Origin of the sequence: Okeania sp. SIO3I5, from assembly GCF_010672085.1 — a bacterium.
Lineage (GTDB): Bacteria > Cyanobacteriota > Cyanobacteriia > Cyanobacteriales > Microcoleaceae > Trichodesmium.
On sequence record NZ_JAAHHT010000007.1, the window covers coordinates 75,779 to 94,380 of the forward strand.

Sequence of the window (18,602 nt, forward strand, 5' to 3'; positions counted from 1 at the left end):
TATTGGATATGGCGCCGGTCACAGATCCATCCCATCCTAACGGACTGAGACCCTTGCCAACCGCTTTTTTCCCTATCCAAGGGGAGGCTAACAAAGCTGAATTATTTAATTATTTAATTATTAATTATTCGGTAAACAGAGAGTAGAAAAGAAGAAAAATAACTGTACCTCACTTTTTCTGGGAAATGCTATATAAAAATTCAAATTTTATTAGTTGGAGAAAAATTATTTTCTTAGTATTTCCCTTTTCTATTTTCCCGTTATCTTTACTATTCCCAAGATAAATGTACATTAGCTTAAGCATAAGCTCACAAATTTTACTTATGTCAATACTGCCCAAAACTTGACTTTTACCTAAGCATTCAGCAGTCAGCTAGTCGTTCTTGTGCTTCAATTTATTATAGGTTAAAAATGTGGTAAAAATTAAGCTAATACTTGCTTCATTTATTAAAAAGCTGAGAGCTGAATGCTAATAGCTGAATCCTGACACTTTTACTAATAACCAAAATAACTAAAAATGAAAAATACCGAGCAACTTGAAAATCCTCATATCAACCGTCAAGAACTATTTTTATTAGTAACTCCAATATTAGGTTTCTTTCCCGCAATGTGGATTTTGTTTCGTCAAAAAGCTAGTCCACAAGATAGAGCAGTAAGCAGATTAATTGTGACTCTAACCTTGATTTGGTTATTAGGAAATATTTTATTGCAATTAGGATCTGAAATAGGGGAATCTGGAACTGTCACCTTGTTATTAATAAATAGTCTACTAACCACTAGCTACTTTATAATTACTTTCGGACTAATGGTTCGGGTCTGGAAAAGACAACCCTTATGGTTACCAGGAATTAGCCAGATAGCAGAAAAAGTGGTAGGTAAACATTTATGATTGTTGAAGATCCAATTAAACTGTTGAAAATTAAAATTTTCAGCAAAGTTTCTCTAACAAAAAACGTTATTTTAATATTTAGTGTGTGAGGAAACCAGTGCCCGCTAATAAATTTTTAAATTCAACCGCTAGTAAAGATTCAACAACAGAAAACCAGCAGAAACAACCTTCCCAATTTAGTCCAGGACGTTGGTTTGGTTTAGGTTTAGGTTTAGCTGGAGTGGCAATGATATCTGCTACAGCAGGCGCTCTATTAGCAGTATCTCTTTCTAGCACTCCACTAATGCAGCAGAAATTATCTCCAGAAGAAGAAGCAGTATTTTCTCAACAAGACTTGGCCAAAAGCAATATGAGATTGCCAGAGTTAACTCGGCCTGTCAATATATTGTTATTGGGAATTAAGGTATTAACATCAGACTTAGAAGAATATCCCCAAGATGAAGACTTAGGATATCATGCTTTGGTTAATTCTTTTAAAGGATTATCTGATACGATGCTTCTAGTAAGGTTTGACCCTAAAGATCAGAAGTTAACTTTACTTTCTATTCCTAGAGATACTAGAACTTATGTAGAAGAGCGAGGGTTAACTAAGATTAATGCTGCCAATTATTATGGTGGGCCTGCCAAAAGTGCAAAAGCTGTTAGTGAACTTTTGGGAGGAGTAGGAATAGATCGTTACATTCGGGTAAATGTACAAGGGGTAGAAAAATTGATAGATGCTCTTGGGGGTGTCAAAGTTCATGTACCTCAAGACATGAAATATCAAGATGATAGTCAACATCTGTATATTAATCTGAAAGAGGGCGAACAACATCTTAATGGTGACCAAGCTCTACAATTTATGAGATTTCGCTATGATAATTTAGGGGATATTGGGCGAGTCCAACGGCAGCAACTTCTAATGCGAGCTTTTATGGAACAGTCAGTTAATGTGAAAACTCTATCCCGACTGCCAAAAATTCTGTCAGTAATTCAGTCTCACATTGATACAAATTTGAGTGTAGAGGAATTAGTCGCTTTAATGAATTTTGCTACTAAGATTGAGCGATCTAATGTACAAATGTTGATGGTGCCTGGTGAGTTTAGTAATCCTGAAAAATATAAAGCTAGTTATTGGTTGCCCGATCTAACAACCCTAGATAATATGATAGCTAAACACTTTGACTTTGGTTATAATCGTTGGGAAGTAGAAGATTTAGATTCTAACTATATTAGAGTAGCAATTCAAGATAGCACTGATAATTGGGAAACTGTAGATGAATTAGTTAGGTCTCTCAATAATTCTGGTTATTGGAATGTTAAAGTTACTAAACCCTGGAGTCAACCTTTAGAAGTAACTCGAATTATTGCTCAGAAAGGAGATATTGAAGCTGCACAGGCAGTTCAAAAGTCTCTTGGTTTTGGAGAAATTTTTGTGGAAAGTACAGGATATTTAAGGTCAGATGTAACTATACAGTTAGGAACAGATTGGTTACTAATTAAGGATGAATCTCAAAATTCACAAGATTGGTAAAAATTGCCATTTATTTATTTTTATATCCACATGGTGTAGATTTTGTAGTTAGGGCATAAAAGTTGGACATTCCAGTGGAATGTCTCTACCCTAACACTATTTTCTGAAAATATTTTGAAAAATTAGCAGACAATTAAAATTTTTGATTTCCAAAGACTTTAGTTATTTGGTAAGTAAGTTTTCTTGAAAGCAAGTAACAGTAGTACACACCCAACCTGAAATAACCAAGGAACCATATTAAAAAACCAAATTAATCCAACGATCGCTATGCACGGTGCCAATATTCTAGGAATGCCATCCAAGGTTTTGACATCAGTATTGAAACTGACAAAAATAGCTAGAAAAAAAAGACTTAAGGGAATGATATAGGTAATGTTCATCTTATTTATGGCGTTTATGAATTCGTGACATAGTTCAACAATTAATAATTAATAATTACCTATTCTTGAAAAGAAGAGGATTGACTAATTCGAGTCAGCAACAAAAATGAAAGTTGAAATTATTAACTAAAAGAAGAAACAATTAAAAATTTATTCATCAGTGAACTAAGCAATTCCAGACAAAATTATAGTATCTTAGTATTAAAAGAAACTAAAATAGTTAATTCAAGTAATTCAAAGTAAGTTACTAAAAGCTGTTAACCATGTTAGGTAAATTTTTCCGCAAACCAGAACCAGAACTAAGCGATCGCTTTCCTCCTGGTCAATATATGGCTGGAGGTTTCCCTGTATTGACTTATGGCGACACTCCCAATATTAGTAAAGACAAATGGGAATTAAAAGTATGGGGTTTAGCTAAACCTGTCACTTTTCATTGGTCAGACTTAATGGCAATGCCACAAAATAACTTCACAGCAGATTTTCATTGTGTTACTCATTGGTCAAAACTTGATGTTCAGTGGACAGGAGTAAAAGTTACAGATTTTATGAGTCATTTGGAGGTCGAGCTGAAAGCTGTTCATATTATGGAACATTGCTATGGAGGTTACACTACTAATATTTCTGTGTCTGACTTCCTGAGAGAAGAAAATTTCTTTGCTCACACTCTATTTGGTGAACCATTACCTCCCGAACATGGTGGTCCTATGCGCTTAGTAGTTCCTCATCTCTATGCTTGGAAAAGTGCAAAGTGGATTAATGGGCTAGAATTTCTAGACAATGAAGAATTAGGTTTTTGGGAACGTAATGGTTATCACAAACGTGGTGAACCTTGGGCAGAAGAACGTTATGGATCTATTTAACGGAGATGGGGAGATGGGGAAATGGGGAGATGGGGAGATGGGGAGATAGGGATTTTGAAAAAGAAGATCAATTACAGGACTTACGCAGAACCGCCTTATGTAGTAGGGGCGAATGGCATTCGCCCTCTACGGATAGCGTACTGTCTAAAAATTTGCGTAAGTCCTGAATTAATTATTTGCATAAGTTAGGGGTTTGTAACTGTAAAAATGTTTTGGATGTATCCCGAGAAAAAATATAATCAAGCTGCATTCACTTGTTACGATGCTAGTGAGCAAAGCCATTTTTGTCAACCCGGTGAAAATTGGGGAGCTTTGACAGCACAAGAATGTGACTGGATTATTTCACTTTCACAAAATTTAGCAACAGGTCAAAATTATATAGTTCCAGCTACTAACCCCAGCTATCGTCAAGTTAGTGCTTGGAAAATATCTCAAACTCAAGAAACAAATTGGGTTTGGCAACGATTAATTAATAATGTTGTATATGCAAATAACTCTTGGTGGAATTATGATATTGTCGGAATTTTAGAATTTATACAACTAATTTGTTATGACAGCACAAATAGTTCTGATCAGATTCAAGATAATTGCGATCTACATATAGACAATGAATATCCTTTCTCTTTTCGGAAAATTTCTTTTTCTGTGGAATTATCTGATCCTAATAGTTATGAGGGTGCAGAACTAAGTTTATATGTACAAGAAAATCCCAAAATATTACCTAGAAGTAGAGGAACAATGATTATGTTTCCTTCTTTTATTTTGCATGAAGTAACACCAATTATTAAAGGAAAAAGATGGGCACTTATTGGTTGGGTAACAGGTCCTCAGTTCAGATAATTTCCCAAATTTAATTAGGGAATAGAGAATAGGTAGTAGGGTTGAAGAAACTGATTTTTCAATACCCTACACCAAAGGTTTATAAATCGTTTTAATAGGATAGAGTAAAGTTAAAAGAATATGGTTTGGATTTCTCCTCAGCAAAAATATCGTCAAATTAAATACGCTTGCTATGACGCTAGTCAAAAAGAGCATTTTTGTCAACCCGGTGAAAATTGGGGAGCTTTGACAGCACAAGAATGTAAAAAGGTGATTTCTTTATCAAAACAAATAAAGCCATCAAAACCAACTGTAGATGGAGAAATGAAGCCTGAATTTCGTCAAGTAAGTGCGTGGGGTGTGAGTTATTCAGAGTCAACAAGATGGCTTTGGGAAAGGTTAATAAATAGTGTTCAATATGCTAACAATAAGTGGTGGAATTATGAGATTTACGGTATTGCCGATCATCTACAACTTTTATGTTATGAAGCTAGTGAAAATCAGGCAAGTATTCAGGATCATTACAATAAACATATAGACAATGGAGAAATTCATTATTATCGTAAAATTTCTATTTCCGTTCAACTTTCTGACCCCCAAAATTATGAAGGTTCAGAACTGAAGTTGTACACTCAAAGAGAAACTGACAAATTGCCAAAAGCTAGGGGAACAATGGTTTTATTTCCTTCTTTTATTCTCCATGAAGTTACACCAATTATTAAAGGTAAAAGATGGGCACTTGTTTGTTGGGTTTGCGGTCCTCAATTTCGATAATTTGAGAAATTATAAACGTCAGCATTCAATTGGTAATTGGTATAAGAACTTCCCTTAAGACCTTGAGAAAGTCTGTTGACATACTCCCGACGTTGCCCTTACGGGACCCATAGGGATTCTTCAGTCTGGGAAACCCTGACCGCTGTTTAGACAGAGGTGATGTCCTCCCCCTGTTTTGACATTGATAATAACATATAGGCTCCTAGCTTGTCAAGGGCATATGAACGTTTAGCTTATGAAGGTATCTGAATCCTGGCCCTGGCTTTCATCCGGACGCTCCCCTTCCGCCTTTCCAAGGGGGGTTAGGGGGGATGGAGAGCTTTGACTTCCCCTAAGGAAAGTTAAAATACTGTACAACAGTAAAAATATTCTTTCCCCCAAGTTATTCTTACCTTTATACCAGTAATGACTGAAAATAATAAACCTCAAAACTATCCAGCATCTCCAGAAATTATCTCTGGGTTTTCACCTTGGTTAACTCCCTTGACTTACTTTCTTGTATGTAAGATTCTGTTACCTTTTTATTTCAATATCAAAGTCAGGGGTAGAAAAAAACTTTCTACTAACAAAGAAGCAATTATCCTTGCGCCGACTCATCGTTCTCGGTGGGACCCTCTAATTATGGCTTATACGGTAGGTTTGGTTAGTAAACGTTACCTGCGATATATGGTTTCCCAAGAACAAACAGAAGGTTTTCAAGGTTGGTTTATTCTGCGTTTGGGTGGCTTTCCTGTCGATCGCGATAATCCAGGAATATCTAGTATTCGTCATAGTGTTAAACTCCTGAAAGAGGGGGCAATTTTGGTACTATTTCCCGAAGGAAAAATATATCCTGAAGATAATGAAATTCATTTTATTCAACCAGGAGTTTCCCGTATAGCACTACAGGTAATATCTAGTGGTACTCAACCGAATCTTAAAATTATTCCTATTAGTATTTTATATGATCATCCTGCGCCTCCACCGTGGCGGTGTGGTGTACAGGTTAATATCGGCGATCCTTTGGAAGTTAAAGATTATCTTGGTAATTCTCCAAAGCAAGCTGCCCAAGAAATTACGGCAAATATGGAATTTTCCCTGAAACAATTACATAAAAAGTAGATAAAGAAGGAGTCAGGAGACAGGACTCAGGAGTCAGAATCAAAGTCGGTAGGGACGGGTTCAACAGCAACAGCATTGATAATTTTGCCATGCACTCTCCCAAACCCGCTCCTGCACATTTGTGGGTTCAGAAAAAAGGAGTCAGGAGACAGGACTCAGGAGTCAGAATCAAAGTTGGTAGGGGCCGGTTCAACAGCAACAGCATTGATAATTTTGCCATGCACTCTCCCAAACCCGCCCCTGCACATTTGTGGGTTCATATAGAATCCGGTCATATAGCATACAGCGGTTTTCATTTCAGTAGACCACAGTAGGGACGTTCCATGGAACGTCCCTACTAGGTTTGAAATGTGAATATGTGGTTCATCAAGAAAGAAAAGCGCTGTAAGTTGATAATTCTATAATTTTCAGTATTCAATCTTCCCTACTCCCCTACTCCCCTACTCCTTAAACCGGTTTTCATATGAATAAACCACAATGATACTGACTCTTCACTCCTAATATAAAATCCGGTTATACAGTAATCGCAAAATTACTTCCTCAACTAAAATATGTTAAGCATGAATACGAATTTAAAAATTTATGCATTTTCATTTCCTTTCTTACTCCTAACTCCTACCTCCTACCTCCTACCTCCTACCTCCTACCTCCTACCTCCTACCTCCTAACTCCTAACTCCTAACTCCTAACTCCTTACTCATTACTCATTACTCATTACTCCTCAGTAATACGATAACTAATTACCCGGATTCTATATAACTCTTGACTCCTGACTCCTAACTCCTAACTCCTGACTCCTGACTCCTGACTCCTGACTCCTAACAATGAATTTAGTGGTCTACTCAACTGAAAAGCGCTGTAAACCCGATTCTATATGAATATGAAAGTCAAAAATCAAAAGTCAAAAGTCAAAAGTAATTTTAAAGATGGCTGATCTATCCTAACTTTCTCACTTTGGTGGTAGTGTGGAGACATTTATAAATGCTCAAACTTATTCAGCGATTACTTCTGACTTCAGTTATACTCTAATATTGTGGAACTAAAGTCTCAGAATTAGAGACAGAAAAATGAAGATAAAAAACTAACATAAGGCTAAAAAAATTAATATGAGACTTGATGAAGCAGTAGAATTTGCAGAAAATCCCGAACCTCGTTGTCCTTGTGTGCTGTTGTTGGACACCTCCGCATCAATGACAGGTACACCTATTCAAGCTTTAAATGATGGGTTGGAAACTTTTCGAGATAATTTAATTACTGATGATTTGGCGAAAAAACGAGTAGAGGTTGCCATTATTTCCTTTGATAATCAAGTGAAAATTGTCCAAGACTTTATTACTGCGGACCAATTTGAAAATCCAATATTGACTGCTCAAGGACAAACTTTTATGGGTACTGCCATTCATAAAGCTCTAGATATGATTGCTGCCCGGAAGTCAGAATATCGGAACAATGGTATAACTTATTACCGGCCTTGGGTATTTTTGATTACTGATGGGGAACCTCAAGGAGAATCAGAAAAAGTTGTCAAGGAAGCAGGCGATCGTATCAAACAGGAGGAGGATAGCAAGCACGTTGCCTTTTTTGCGGTGGGTGTAGAAGGAGCAAATATGGATAAGTTGGGGGAAATAGTTATGAGAACACCTCTAAAACTGAGAGGACTTGATTTTCGGGAAATGTTTATCTGGTTATCTGCTAGTATGCAGCAAATTTCCCATTCTAAAGTTGATGAACAAGTAGCATTACCTCCTCCTGGTTGGGGATCGGTTTAGAGTGTGGGAAGGGTGGGATGTGTGGGGAGTGTGGGAAGGGTGGGATGTGTGGGGAGTGTGGGAGGGTTGCATATGTAAAGTTATCCCTTGCTTGAGCAACGGCGGAAAAGTTAGTAAATTATGAGGTTATGTCAATAGAAGCACAAAGTCAGTGGCAAGTGGTATCGGTATCGGTGGCGGGTACGAGTCACGAGAAACGGGGGCAACCATGTCAGGATGCACATCATTGGCAAATTTTGCCAGAGGGAATTTTAGTTGCTGCTGTTGCTGATGGTGCAGGTTCGGCAAATTTGGGAGATGTTGGTGCAAAAATAGCTGTGGATGTTGCAGTGGGAACTATTTCCCAACAAAAGCTGCTCCCAAAAGATAATGTTGGTTGGCAGTTTTTGTTGGTTGATGCTTTGAGGGCAGCGAAAAATGCTGTTTTGTCTGAGTCTCAGGTGATAGAGGTTGAGGCACGGGAGTTAGCTGCAACTTTGATTTTGGTGGTGGCAACACCGGAGTTAGCTATTGCTGCTCAAGTGGGTGATGGTGCAGCGGTGGTAGGGGATGGAGAGGAGAATATTTTTCCGGTGACAGTACCCCAGACTGGAGAACATATTAATGAGACTACTTTTTTGATTTCGGAACAAAGTGTGGAGACTGCTCAGGTGAAGGTTTGGTTGGACAAACCGGTTCATTTGGCAATTTTTTCGGATGGGTTGCAAATGTTAGCTTTGAAAATGCCAGAAGGGTTGCCTCATAGTCCGTTTTTTGCGCCGTTGTTTAAGTTTATGACGGTGGTGACTGATGAGGAGGAGGCAACTAAGCAGTTGGAGGAATTTTTGCGATCGCCAAAGGTGACGGGGAGAACTGATGATGATTTGACTTTGTTATTGGCAAGATATGGTTGAAATCAGTTATCAGTTATCAGTTATCAGTTATCAGTTATCAGCATAGCAGAGAGTAGGGGCGTTGCATAACAAAAATGCGAACGTCCCTACCGGGTTGTCGTTTTTTTTATGTGTTTCATTGACTTGAAAACAGCTATAGGTACTAGCGGGCAAGATGTCCGCACTGGAGAAGTTGAAACTTTCACACTCTCAAATTTAGTCCGTGCTGAGAATTTAAGTTTTGAATTTTGAATTTTGAATTTTGAATTGATTACAATATAGGTACTAGCGGGCAAGATGCCCGCACTGGAGAGGTTGAAACTTTTATACTCTCAAATTTAGTCTGTGCTGAGAATTTAACTTTTAAGTTTTGAATTTTGAATTTTGAATTTTGAATTTTGAATTGATTACAATATAGGTACTAGCGGGCAAGATGCCCGCACTACAAAGGTTGAAACTTTCACACTCTCAAATTTAGTCCGTGCTGAGAATTTAAGTTTTGAATTTTGAATTTTGAATTTTGAATTGATTACAATATAGGTACTAGCGGGCAAGATGCCCGCACTACAAAGGTTGAAACTTTCACACTCTCAAATTTAGTCCGTGCTGAGAATTTAAGTTTTGAATTTTGAATTTTGAATTGATTACAATATAGGTACTAGCGGGCAAGATGCCCGCACTGGAGAGGTTGAAACTTTTATACTCTCAAATTTAGTCTGTGCTGAGAATTTAACTTTTAAGTTTTGAATTTTGAATTTTGAATTTTGAATTGATTACAATCCATTACCAATTAACAAAAACGGAGACCAATAATAAGGATGATTACTATCGCTACTGTTTATTAAACGAATTTGGGCTTGACGTAACGCCTCGGCTGTGGTAAGGTCTGGATTATTATTCTGTAATTCATAAAAAGTGGTCATTAATGTTTCTGTACTATCATCTTCGACTTCCCATAAAGTAGCGATCGCTGCCCTTGAACCTGCTTTCTGAATTGCATAACCTAATCCCAATATTTCGGCTCCTCCTCCCTCTACAAGTGCGGTTTCGCAAGCACTCAATACTACTAATTCTACGTCTTTGAGTTTCCAGTCTTCCATGTCTCTGAGAGTCGCAATATCCCCATTGCCAAACAAGATAAATGAAAATTCGGGATTACCAAAAACAAATTTTCCGTGGGTGGCAAAGTGTACGATTTGATATTTGCTCATTTCTGGTACTGTATTTGTGGGAGTAAAATCCTGATTGATCAGAACTTTGGTATTGGGAATCATGGATTTGATTTGCTTGACTTCACTCTCCACAAAATCTAAACCATCGAAATCATAGGATTCCGGTAGATAATCTTTTTCAACTTTGTAGGGGAGGGATGTGGCACCTGCTAATACTTGTGGTTTTTGAGAAGGAAGTTTGTTTAAGTTGGTGAGACTCAGGGCGGTAATATTGTTGACGCGCCAACGTTCGATTAACCATTGTTTGCCGTCGTGTAATCCTGCTAGGGGGATATAGCGCAGTTGGCGATCGGGTGCATAGATGATGGTTTGGATGTTGGCATCAATGAGGTCTTGTTCGATGGGTTTAATTAACCAGTTGTACAGTTTTTGCCCTGGTATGGTGGGGTCTTTTCTGGTGCTGGATACTGCTTGCCGAAATTCTAATATGGCTTGATTTAATTCTATCCTGGTGATTTTGACGGTGCGACGGATGGGAGGTTTGTCTAGGGTGGTGATAATTAATTCAATGCGATCGTCGGAAACTAGAGGATATAGCAGGACAGCGTTTTGATCGAGTTTGCCTAATTTATCTTGCAAGATGTCAAAATATTCTAGGTGTATGCTTTGCTCTTTTGCTTTTTGACTGAGTGTTGCTACTTTTTCTGTGACTGAGTTGCTTTCCAGGTATTCGGTGAGTTGTTGAACTAACTTTTGCTCCAGATTTTCTAATTCTTTGATGCGCTCCTTTTGAGTAGGGGTACGCTCAGTTTCGGGAATGATGCGGAGACTGGTAAGTTTTGTGCCGAGTTGGTTTGTATTGTTGTTGTTAAGTATTTGTTTGTAACCTGCCCAGATTTCTGTTTCTAAGGATAGTGGCTCAATACCAGTGCGGGTGTCTTCGTTACCACGGATACCACGGCGGTTAAATTCTGCGATTTCTTGGAGTTTGAGCAAATCGGTAACTCGTTGTGCTTCCAGGATGCGGTCTTTTTCTATTAGGATGTTGGCGAGATCGCGATATCTGTTTGCAATGGTGTCTTCGTAAGATTTTTGGAGGTCTTGAGGTAGTTGGTGGAGGTCTTGGCGAATAGATTCGATGGTATTGACGAATTGCTTATAGAAAACAATGGCTAATTCAGGTTTGTTTTGTTGTTTTAGTAGTAGAGCTATATTGTTAAGAGTGTTTGCTTTGGTGTCACGCTTGCCTATTTCTCGGTCAATATTCAAAGATTGTTGGTAGTAAGAGAGTGCTTGCTGATATTTACCTAGACTTTGGTAAACTAACCCCATATTGTTGAGAGTGATGCCTTCTCCAGAGCGATCGCCTGTTTCTTGGTGAATCTTCAAAGATTGTTGATAGTAATCAAGTGCTTGCTGATATTTACCTAGACTCTCGTAAACTAACCCCATATTGTTGAGAGTGGTGCCTTCCCCAGAGCGAGTACCTATTTCTCGGTCAATATTCAAAGATTGTTGATAGTAATCAAGTGCTTGCTGATATTTACCTAGGTTATCGTAAACACTCCCAATATTATTGAGAGTAGTGCCTTCCCCAGAGCGGACGCCTATTTCTCGGTAAATCTTCAAAGATTGTTGATAGTAATCAACTGCTCGATCATATTTACCTAGACTCTCGTAAACACTACCAATATTGTTGAGAGAAGTCGCTTCCCCAAAACGATCGCCTATTTCTTGTTTGATCTTCAAAGATTGTTGAAAGTAATCAAGTGCTTGCTTGTAGTTACCTATACTCCTGTCAACTAACCCCATATTGTTCAGAGAAGCGGCTTGGCCAGGGCGGTATCCTATTTCGATGCTAATATTCAAAGATTGTTGAAAGTAATCAACTGCTCGATCATACTTACCTAGGTTATCGTAAACACTTCCAATATTGTTGAGAGTAGTGCCTTCCCCAGAAGGATCGCCTATTGCTCGATCAATCTTCAAAGATTGTTGAAAGTAATCAAGTGCTTGTTGATATTTACCTAGACTTTGGTAAACTAGCCCAATATTGTTAAGAGTAGTGCCTTCCCCAGAAAGATAGCCTATTGCTCGGTGAATCTTCAAAGAGTCCTGATAGTAATTAAGTGCTTTTTCATACTTACCTAGACTCTCGTAAACACCCCCAATATTGTTGAGAGTAGTGCCTTCCCTAGAAGGATCGCCTATTGCTCGGAGAATCTTCAAAGAGTCCTGATAGTAATCTAGTGCTTTCTCGTACTTACCTAGGCTATGGTAAACTAACCCAATATTGTTGAGAGTAGTGCCTTCCCCAGAGCGATCGCTTATTTCTGTGCGAATATTCAAGGATTGTTGGTGGTAATTAAGTGCTTGCTTGTAGTTACCTAAACTCTTGTAAACACTCCCAATATTGTCGAGAATAGCTCCTTCGCCTTGACGTTCACTGATTTCTCTCACAATAACTAAAGCTTGTTCAAACTTCCCCAACGCTTCCTGAAACTGACCTGTACTTAGTAGTTGCTGACCTTCTTCATAAAGTCGCAACGCCTCAGCATTTCGCTCTTGACTCCTTTCCTCCTGCGCTTGAGCAAGTAAGGACATTCTCAGATTTGTTTCCACCAGTTGCACGGGAAAACCCCACAACAGCAAAAATGACAATAGGAAAATAACAGACTTAAAATGACGGCGCATAATCAAAATTTCTCCATAAAATAGTTATCTTTTCCTTTATAGAAGTTAGCCTGGGGAAACTATGCAACAAAGCCGTCTCATTCTATTAAGTTGGATAGTAGAGATTGCTTCGGCTAGTTTCTGGCCTTCCCTAGAATTTAACTGTTGTGTCACCTGTAAGCGATATAATACAGTAGTTCTCTTCACACATTTGTAAGTTAATGAGTCGCACATTTGTATCTTCTGCACTAATCGCTGCTTAAACATTACTGGCAGTCTATCTAGTAGACTTCTCCAAAAATCCCACTCGCTACTAGGAAAAGCCCAGTGAGGATTGGAGAACCAAATGTTAATTATATCTATTGACAAAGACTTATATCTAAGTATAGACTTAACAAATGCGGTTGGCTTAACCGTGAATGCCTGTGGATGAGTAACCGCCGACGGCCTCAGTTGAAGCAGGAAGTAAACATTAAAACATCACTAATTGTGACGTTTTATATTAGTTTTATGAAGCAGTGCTTGCTCATACTTACCATTTTTAATTAAGGCAGTTTTATAATTGAATAAAATTGAGCTTGTCAATTATTTACTATTGAGTATTCTAGCAGTTCTTTAACAACAGTTTTATATCCCCCCCTGCCCCCCTTTGTAAGGGAGGAGTCAACAAAAAGTCCCCCTTAGAAAGGGGGATTTAGGGGGATTGTCAATGTACTTCAGAACTGTAACAATTGCTGGGGAGTCAACAAAAAGTCCCCCTTAGAAAGGTGGATTTAGGGGGATTGTCAATGTACTTCATAACTGTAACAATTGCTATAGTACCAAGCAATAGCAAAATGAAAAAATCTAAATTATTAGCTTTGTTACAGGAATATCACCCAAAGTTGGTCCAATATGGAGTCAAATCGATAGCAGTATTTGGCTCTGTAGCAAGGGATGAAGCAACGCCAACAAGTGACATTGATTTATTAGTAGAATTTGATGGAGTAGTAACATTCGATCGCTACATGGATTTGAAATTTTATCTAGAAGATAACTTAGGGCAACCCATAGATTTAGTGATGAAAAATATGTTAAAACCTCAAATACAAGAAACAGTGTTACGAGAGGCGGTTTATGTCTCGTAATTTACGGCTATATTTTGAAGATATTATCGTAGCGAGTGAAAAAGTCATACGCTACACAGAGGGAATGGGATTAAGAGAATTTGTAGCAGACGAACGCACCTTTGATGCTGTAGTGCGAAACTTGCAGATTATTGGTGAAGCAGTCAAACAAATTCCATCAGAGATGAGGTTGCGCTACCCGCAAATTGAATGGCGTAAAATTGCCGGGTTGCGCGATGTCTTAGCTCATGCTTATTTTAGTTTACAAGATGAGATGATTTGGGATATTGTCCAGACTAAAGTACCAGAGTTGCTTGTTGAAGTTCGGATAATTGTTAACCAAGAATTTAATTAATTCCAGACTTACGCACCCAAACAAGAAATCGGGTTTATTGCTCTAATTATTATTTTGCACGAAATTTCCTCGATAAACCCGGTTTCTGCACCATCTTTTTTATTGGGTAACTATTTTTTCAGGACAAAACTCAGCTTTTTTTATTTCCTCCAAATTTTCTTTCAATTCTGCGGAAGGTTTTGCCACAGAAAATAACTCCTGATAAGCATCCCCAAATAAACCTTTTTCCATAAAATAATTAGCTCGTAATAAAGCCATTTCCTCAGCAGAAATACCAGGATATTTTTCTGACAAAACCTTCAATTCTGACTCAATAATTTCTCGGCGATCGCCATCTATAATTTTAAAAGGAAAAGGCAAGCTAGTTGTATCCCCTTTGTGAAAGAAAAGCTCATAAATTTTGCCTCGCTCTAAACTTTTACCTTGATAAATAATTTGGTTTTTTCTATTTATATTTTCTGCCCAGATTTCTTGCTGATTTTCAGAAGGAACTTGTATAAAAATTTCTGCTATTTCTCCCTGCCAAATAAACATAGGTTCCTCCTGGAAAACTTCTACAAAATTTGGTTTTTGTTGCTGTTGGTTAGGCAATTTATATAACCAAGGAGTAATTATACAAAAATTATCAGTACGAGACCCTCCTGCCTTTTTTTTTGCAGGAGGTTTTGCTTTAGAAATAAACTCCCGTAGCTTATCAAAAATCTTTTGAGTGGATGATTTTTCTTGAGTGGAAGTTTCAGCTAAAAGTCTCCCACTTAGAGGATAATAATTCACCCAGAAAGAAACAGAAAATAATAGCAGGAAAAAAAATAGAAATGACTTAAATTTATGAGACATATTTTCACCTTTTAATTTTCAATATAGCGGTTCTTTAATCTATTAGGCGTAGGTTGGGTTGAAGAATGAAACCCAACACCAATAATTTTTTGTTGGGTTTATCCTACGGATAAGCTGCGCTAACGCTGTCGCTTAACCCAACCTACATTTTCTACATTTTCTAATCTCGCCATGATTCTCGTTGTTTCCGAATATAATTAACAGCATTTTCTCTTTGCCAAAGTTGACGATGTTTTCCCAAAAAACGAGAAGCTTTTCTAGTTGCTGGAGTCATAACAACGGTGCCATTTACTACTTTTATTTCCAAGCGATCGCCTGGTTGTAAATTTAGCACTTCTCGAACTTCTTGAGGAATTATAATTTGGTATTTTTCTCCTAGCTTTTCTATTGTCATTTTAGTTATCAATTATTAGTTATCAAGCGTAGGTTGGGTTGAAGAATGAAACCCAACACCAGTAATTTAATGTATAGCAAAGGTTCAACTTTTTTAAATACCCTTTTACTAATGTGGATTTGCTATAACTCTTTGTTGGGTTTCGCTCTCGCTCAACCCAACCTACATTTTATAACAACTTAATCCGTGTATCCGTGGCATAATCCGTGTGAGCTATCCGCGGCATAATCTGTGTGAGCTATCCGTTATTAGTTATCAAGCGTAGGTTGGGTTGAAGAATGAAACCCAACACCAGTAATTTAATGTATAGCAAAGATTCAACTTTTTTAAATACCCTTTTACTAATGTAGATTTGCTATAACTCTTTGTTGGGTTTCGCTCTCGCTCAACCCAACCTACATTTTATAACAACTTAATCCGTGTATCCGTGGCATAATCCGTGTGAGCGCATCCTTTTATTTAGCAAAAAATAAATCCAGAAAATCGCCGAAGGTGACAGAATAGGTAACAAAATAGCGCCAGAAATATAAACCTGTAAACTAACCATTAAATATCCTAAATTACCAACGGCAAAAACAACCACCCACCGATTATGCTTTTGTGGATAATCTGTACAATCATTCAATATCAAAATAACACTTTTTCCCAAAAAAGCAGCCATCAAAATCATCCATAAATCGGGGATAGGAACAACTAATCTATTAGTCAAAAAATGATGTAATAAATAAGCATGAATTTTACCCCCTGTTAATTTTTCATCACGAAAAGCAATTGGTGGATGCTCGATATTATCCTCCCCAAATTTTACCCCGGCATTCTCATATCCACCAGGAGCTATTATTACTACTTGTTCTTTAATTTTATCCCTAATTAGAGAATTATTAGATTCCAAAATTTGCCAAGCCGGAATAGAGTCATATACTTGGTCATAACTAATAGAAAAATCCACAATTGGATGGAGCCACATTTGCCTCAACCAATAAGAAAGAATCGTCAGTAAATTCAAGCGAGCAGCAGGAGAAAATAATTTTTCATTCTTAACTACTTTTTTTGGCTCCAGATAATCAGATAACTGATTAAATAAATCATTTTTACTTTCCAAGTTAGGTAATAGCAAATCATTATATTTATTGTCATTATTTAGTTGATAAACCAATGCCAACATAGAGGCGAAAGTTAAATCATTTGAGCCAGAAAAATCTATAGTCGTTAAATATCTACCATCACCAAGTACGGTCATATCTCCTTCTAGACTCCAATTCAAACTAGCAAATTCTGAATTTACACCATACTCATATTTAGCAAAAACAATCCATTTCTGTTTTTTTACTGCTGTTTGAAGTGCTGTAGCTAAGAGGCGATCGCTTTCCCCACCATTAAAACGGTCTAATAAATAATCAATGCCAATTATCTTTGCTTCTGACTGAGAAATTTCTTCTACTAATTTAGCTAAATAACCTCTATCCATTATCGTAGTATCAGTAATTTTTGCTTTCCTAATCGACTCATTATCAATTTCCACTAACAGCACAGGTGGAGTTTTATTAGTCAAATTTTGACCAGTTAACTGACGATAAATGGCTTGTACAAAAATTCGCCAATCTAACAAAAATTGCTGCATTGGTAACTGCCAAGCAATAATCAGAAAGGATAGTAAAACTATAGCTTCTTTGGTAGTTGGTAAATAGCTTTTTAACCATTGTTTGAATCCAAAAGGTTCAATTTTAAAAAGCTCCGAATTAGGGCGACGAAATAGAGAAGGAATCAGATAAGCAGAAGGATAAGTTAGAGATTTTTCAGTTTGACAAAAAATACGACAAGTATCCAATAAAGCCTCATGTATATCTTTATGTGCTGCTAAACTTTGAGTAAAATTAATGATAAATTCATGGGCAACCTTATTATGAATCAACTCCCGCATTACAACAACTTGAGTTAACCCCAAGCTAATCAGAGATTCAGCAATACTAATACCTTGACAAGAATTAAAAATTGCAGCTTGTAAACCATTTTTGATTGCTATTTTTAACGGATTTTCTAGTTGGTTAATAGACACAAAAACACCAGGAGCAATACTAAATTGACCCCCAGTCAAATTAGTTTCATCACTATGTCCAGCAAAAAACAAAATATCCCAACCATTAGAGTCAGCGATCGCCTGCCAAATCTGATTTTTTAGCTCATCAATATTAACTCCTGGTTGCCAACCAATAAACTGAATATTTGTCATCTGAGAAAGAGATTTTACAGCTTCGCGATCTGCTTGAAAATTTAGACAGTTATCGTCTCCAATAATTGTCAAAATTCGTGCTTTGCGACGAATAGGTTGCACTGGTTTTTCCAAGATATTTGTAGGAGTGCGAGAAATTCTAATTTTCCCTGATGCACCAAAACTACCACTTATTTCCCACGCTTCCCAAGGTAAACGTGCTAACTCCTCAGAATTACAAGAAAGAAAAATATCAATCCAGTGGGAATTAGGTTTGTTAGTAGCATTTTTGATTTCTTCTCTGATGTCATATAAATTTTTGTCACGCAACCATTCGTTAAATTCGGTTACGAGAGTTTTTTGTTCCTCATTTAGTTTTGCTAACCAGTCAATTTCTGGCGCTGGAATATCACCTTCATCTATCACTTTTCCCCGTGAATTTTGAGTGTAGTAGTTGTGATAAGCATTTTGCCAGCGGGCGTAATTTTCTATCAGTTTAGTCGGATATTTAAGAGTAGCAGAAAGTCTGCGACTATCTTGCCAAGATAACTTAAATGAACAGTTTTGTTTGTCTAAATTATCTGCATTTACAGATGTAATTTCTACTTCTAAATTAAAATATTTCATTGTCAGTAAGAGAAATAATATAATAGGTTCGCTCACACGAATTATGCCACGGATACGCGGATTAGGAGTTGTTGGGTTTCACTTCATTTTCAGCAAGAGAAATCATATAATATATAGGTTCGCTCACACGAATTATGCCACGGATACGCGGATTAGGAGTTGTTGGGTTTCACTTCATTTTCAGCAAGAGAAATCATATAATATATAGGTTCGCTCACACGGATTATGCCACGGATACGCGGATTAGGAGTT

General features: G+C 37.4%; 17 protein-coding genes. 11 read left to right on the forward strand and 6 right to left on the reverse strand.

The annotated features are described in order from the left end of the window. Positions 1 to 517: 517 nt before the first annotated feature. Both F6K40_RS02865 and F6K40_RS02870 read left to right on the forward strand, forming a co-directional pair. A complete protein-coding gene (locus F6K40_RS02865) occupies positions 518 to 889 on the forward strand; it encodes a hypothetical protein (RefSeq protein ID WP_293131087.1) in 372 nt (123 codons plus the stop codon). A gap of 97 nt (positions 890 to 986) precedes the next feature. Further along, on the forward strand, positions 987 to 2,402 hold the full coding sequence (locus F6K40_RS02870; protein WP_293131090.1) for an LCP family protein: 1,416 nt from the start codon (positions 987 to 989) through the stop codon (positions 2,400 to 2,402). Positions 2,403 to 2,560: 158 nt separating this feature from the next. On the opposite strand, the gene F6K40_RS02875 is transcribed toward F6K40_RS02870, so the two are convergent. Further along, positions 2,561 to 2,782, reverse strand: a complete 222-nt coding sequence (locus tag F6K40_RS02875) for a hypothetical protein (protein ID WP_293131094.1) — start codon at positions 2,780 to 2,782, stop codon at positions 2,561 to 2,563. Positions 2,783 to 3,045: 263 nt separating this feature from the next. On the opposite strand from F6K40_RS02875, the gene F6K40_RS02880 reads away from it, so the two are divergent. The 7 genes from F6K40_RS02880 to F6K40_RS02910 all read left to right on the forward strand — a co-directional run bounded on the left by F6K40_RS02880 (position 3,046) and on the right by F6K40_RS02910 (position 8,998). After that, positions 3,046 to 3,642, forward strand: a complete 597-nt coding sequence (locus tag F6K40_RS02880; protein ID WP_293131097.1) for a sulfite oxidase-like oxidoreductase — start codon at positions 3,046 to 3,048, stop codon at positions 3,640 to 3,642. Between the two features lie 207 nt (positions 3,643 to 3,849). Continuing rightward, positions 3,850 to 4,482 (forward strand): 2OG-Fe(II) oxygenase family protein, encoded by a 633-nt coding sequence (locus tag F6K40_RS02885; protein ID WP_293131100.1) that lies wholly within the window; start codon positions 3,850 to 3,852, stop codon positions 4,480 to 4,482. Positions 4,483 to 4,602: 120 nt separating this feature from the next. Continuing rightward, a complete protein-coding gene (locus F6K40_RS02890) occupies positions 4,603 to 5,235 on the forward strand; it encodes a 2OG-Fe(II) oxygenase (protein WP_293131103.1) in 633 nt (210 codons plus the stop codon). Positions 5,236 to 5,640: 405 nt separating this feature from the next. Beyond that, positions 5,641 to 6,336 carry a lysophospholipid acyltransferase family protein gene (locus tag F6K40_RS02895; protein ID WP_293131106.1) on the forward strand — a complete coding sequence of 232 codons (696 nt, stop codon included), beginning with the start codon at positions 5,641 to 5,643 and terminating at the stop codon, positions 6,334 to 6,336. Positions 6,337 to 7,442: 1,106 nt separating this feature from the next. Then, complete coding sequence (locus F6K40_RS02900; RefSeq protein WP_293131109.1) at positions 7,443 to 8,105, forward strand: vWA domain-containing protein; 663 nt, start codon at positions 7,443 to 7,445, stop codon at positions 8,103 to 8,105. A 1-nt stretch (position 8,106) separates the two neighbouring features. Beyond that, positions 8,107 to 8,229, forward strand: a complete 123-nt coding sequence (locus F6K40_RS02905; protein WP_293131112.1) for a hypothetical protein — start codon at positions 8,107 to 8,109, stop codon at positions 8,227 to 8,229. Between the two features lie 4 nt (positions 8,230 to 8,233). Beyond that, positions 8,234 to 8,998, forward strand: coding sequence for a PP2C family serine/threonine-protein phosphatase (locus F6K40_RS02910; protein WP_293131115.1), 765 nt, complete (start codon positions 8,234 to 8,236; stop codon positions 8,996 to 8,998). Between the two features lie 752 nt (positions 8,999 to 9,750). Here F6K40_RS02910 and F6K40_RS02915 read toward each other — a convergent pair. Both F6K40_RS02915 and F6K40_RS02920 read right to left on the reverse strand, forming a co-directional pair. Further along, entirely contained in the window at positions 9,751 to 12,843 is a 3,093-nt protein-coding gene (locus F6K40_RS02915) for a CHAT domain-containing protein (protein ID WP_293131118.1), read from the reverse strand. Positions 12,844 to 12,888: 45 nt separating this feature from the next. Next, a complete protein-coding gene (locus tag F6K40_RS02920) occupies positions 12,889 to 13,191 on the reverse strand; it encodes a hypothetical protein (protein ID WP_293131121.1) in 303 nt (100 codons plus the stop codon). Between the two features lie 467 nt (positions 13,192 to 13,658). Between F6K40_RS02920 and F6K40_RS02925 the strand changes: the two genes are divergently transcribed. Further along, positions 13,659 to 13,949: a nucleotidyltransferase family protein gene (locus tag F6K40_RS02925; protein ID WP_293131124.1), complete on the forward strand. Its 291-nt coding sequence runs from the start codon at positions 13,659 to 13,661 to the stop codon at positions 13,947 to 13,949. Further along, positions 13,939 to 14,283, forward strand: a complete 345-nt coding sequence (locus F6K40_RS02930) for a HepT-like ribonuclease domain-containing protein (RefSeq protein WP_293131127.1) — start codon at positions 13,939 to 13,941, stop codon at positions 14,281 to 14,283. The genes F6K40_RS02925 and F6K40_RS02930 overlap by 11 nt, the downstream gene beginning before the upstream one ends. 99 nt (positions 14,284 to 14,382) lie before the next feature. Here F6K40_RS02930 and F6K40_RS02935 read toward each other — a convergent pair whose 3' ends face one another. The 3 genes from F6K40_RS02935 to F6K40_RS02945 all read right to left on the reverse strand — a co-directional run bounded on the left by F6K40_RS02935 (position 14,383) and on the right by F6K40_RS02945 (position 18,386). Next, on the reverse strand, positions 14,383 to 15,120 hold the full coding sequence (locus F6K40_RS02935; RefSeq protein ID WP_293131130.1) for a hypothetical protein: 738 nt from the start codon (positions 15,118 to 15,120) through the stop codon (positions 14,383 to 14,385). A gap of 160 nt (positions 15,121 to 15,280) precedes the next feature. Next, a complete protein-coding gene (locus F6K40_RS02940) occupies positions 15,281 to 15,514 on the reverse strand; it encodes an AbrB/MazE/SpoVT family DNA-binding domain-containing protein (RefSeq protein ID WP_293131133.1) in 234 nt (77 codons plus the stop codon). Between the two features lie 412 nt (positions 15,515 to 15,926). After that, positions 15,927 to 18,386 (reverse strand): CHASE2 domain-containing protein, encoded by a 2,460-nt coding sequence (locus tag F6K40_RS02945; protein ID WP_293131136.1) that lies wholly within the window; start codon positions 18,384 to 18,386, stop codon positions 15,927 to 15,929. Between the last annotated feature and the right edge of the window lie 216 nt (positions 18,387 to 18,602).

Coding starts and splice junctions, on each gene's coding strand:
- F6K40_RS02865 (WP_293131087.1), top strand. CDS start 518: ATGAAAAATACCGAGCAACTTGAAAATCCTCATATCAACCGTCAAGAA.
- F6K40_RS02875 (WP_293131094.1), bottom strand. CDS start 2,782: ATGAACATTACCTATATCATTCCCTTAAGTCTTTTTTTTCTAGCTATT.
- F6K40_RS02880 (WP_293131097.1), top strand. CDS start 3,046: ATGTTAGGTAAATTTTTCCGCAAACCAGAACCAGAACTAAGCGATCGC.
- F6K40_RS02885 (WP_293131100.1), top strand. CDS start 3,850: ATGTTTTGGATGTATCCCGAGAAAAAATATAATCAAGCTGCATTCACT.
- F6K40_RS02890 (WP_293131103.1), top strand. CDS start 4,603: ATGGTTTGGATTTCTCCTCAGCAAAAATATCGTCAAATTAAATACGCT.
- F6K40_RS02895 (WP_293131106.1), top strand. CDS start 5,641: ATGACTGAAAATAATAAACCTCAAAACTATCCAGCATCTCCAGAAATT.
- F6K40_RS02900 (WP_293131109.1), top strand. CDS start 7,443: ATGAGACTTGATGAAGCAGTAGAATTTGCAGAAAATCCCGAACCTCGT.
- F6K40_RS02910 (WP_293131115.1), top strand. CDS start 8,234: ATGTCAATAGAAGCACAAAGTCAGTGGCAAGTGGTATCGGTATCGGTG.
- F6K40_RS02915 (WP_293131118.1), bottom strand. CDS start 12,843: ATGCGCCGTCATTTTAAGTCTGTTATTTTCCTATTGTCATTTTTGCTG.
- F6K40_RS02925 (WP_293131124.1), top strand. CDS start 13,659: ATGAAAAAATCTAAATTATTAGCTTTGTTACAGGAATATCACCCAAAG.
- F6K40_RS02930 (WP_293131127.1), top strand. CDS start 13,939: ATGTCTCGTAATTTACGGCTATATTTTGAAGATATTATCGTAGCGAGT.
- F6K40_RS02935 (WP_293131130.1), bottom strand. CDS start 15,120: ATGTCTCATAAATTTAAGTCATTTCTATTTTTTTTCCTGCTATTATTT.
- F6K40_RS02940 (WP_293131133.1), bottom strand. CDS start 15,514: ATGACAATAGAAAAGCTAGGAGAAAAATACCAAATTATAATTCCTCAA.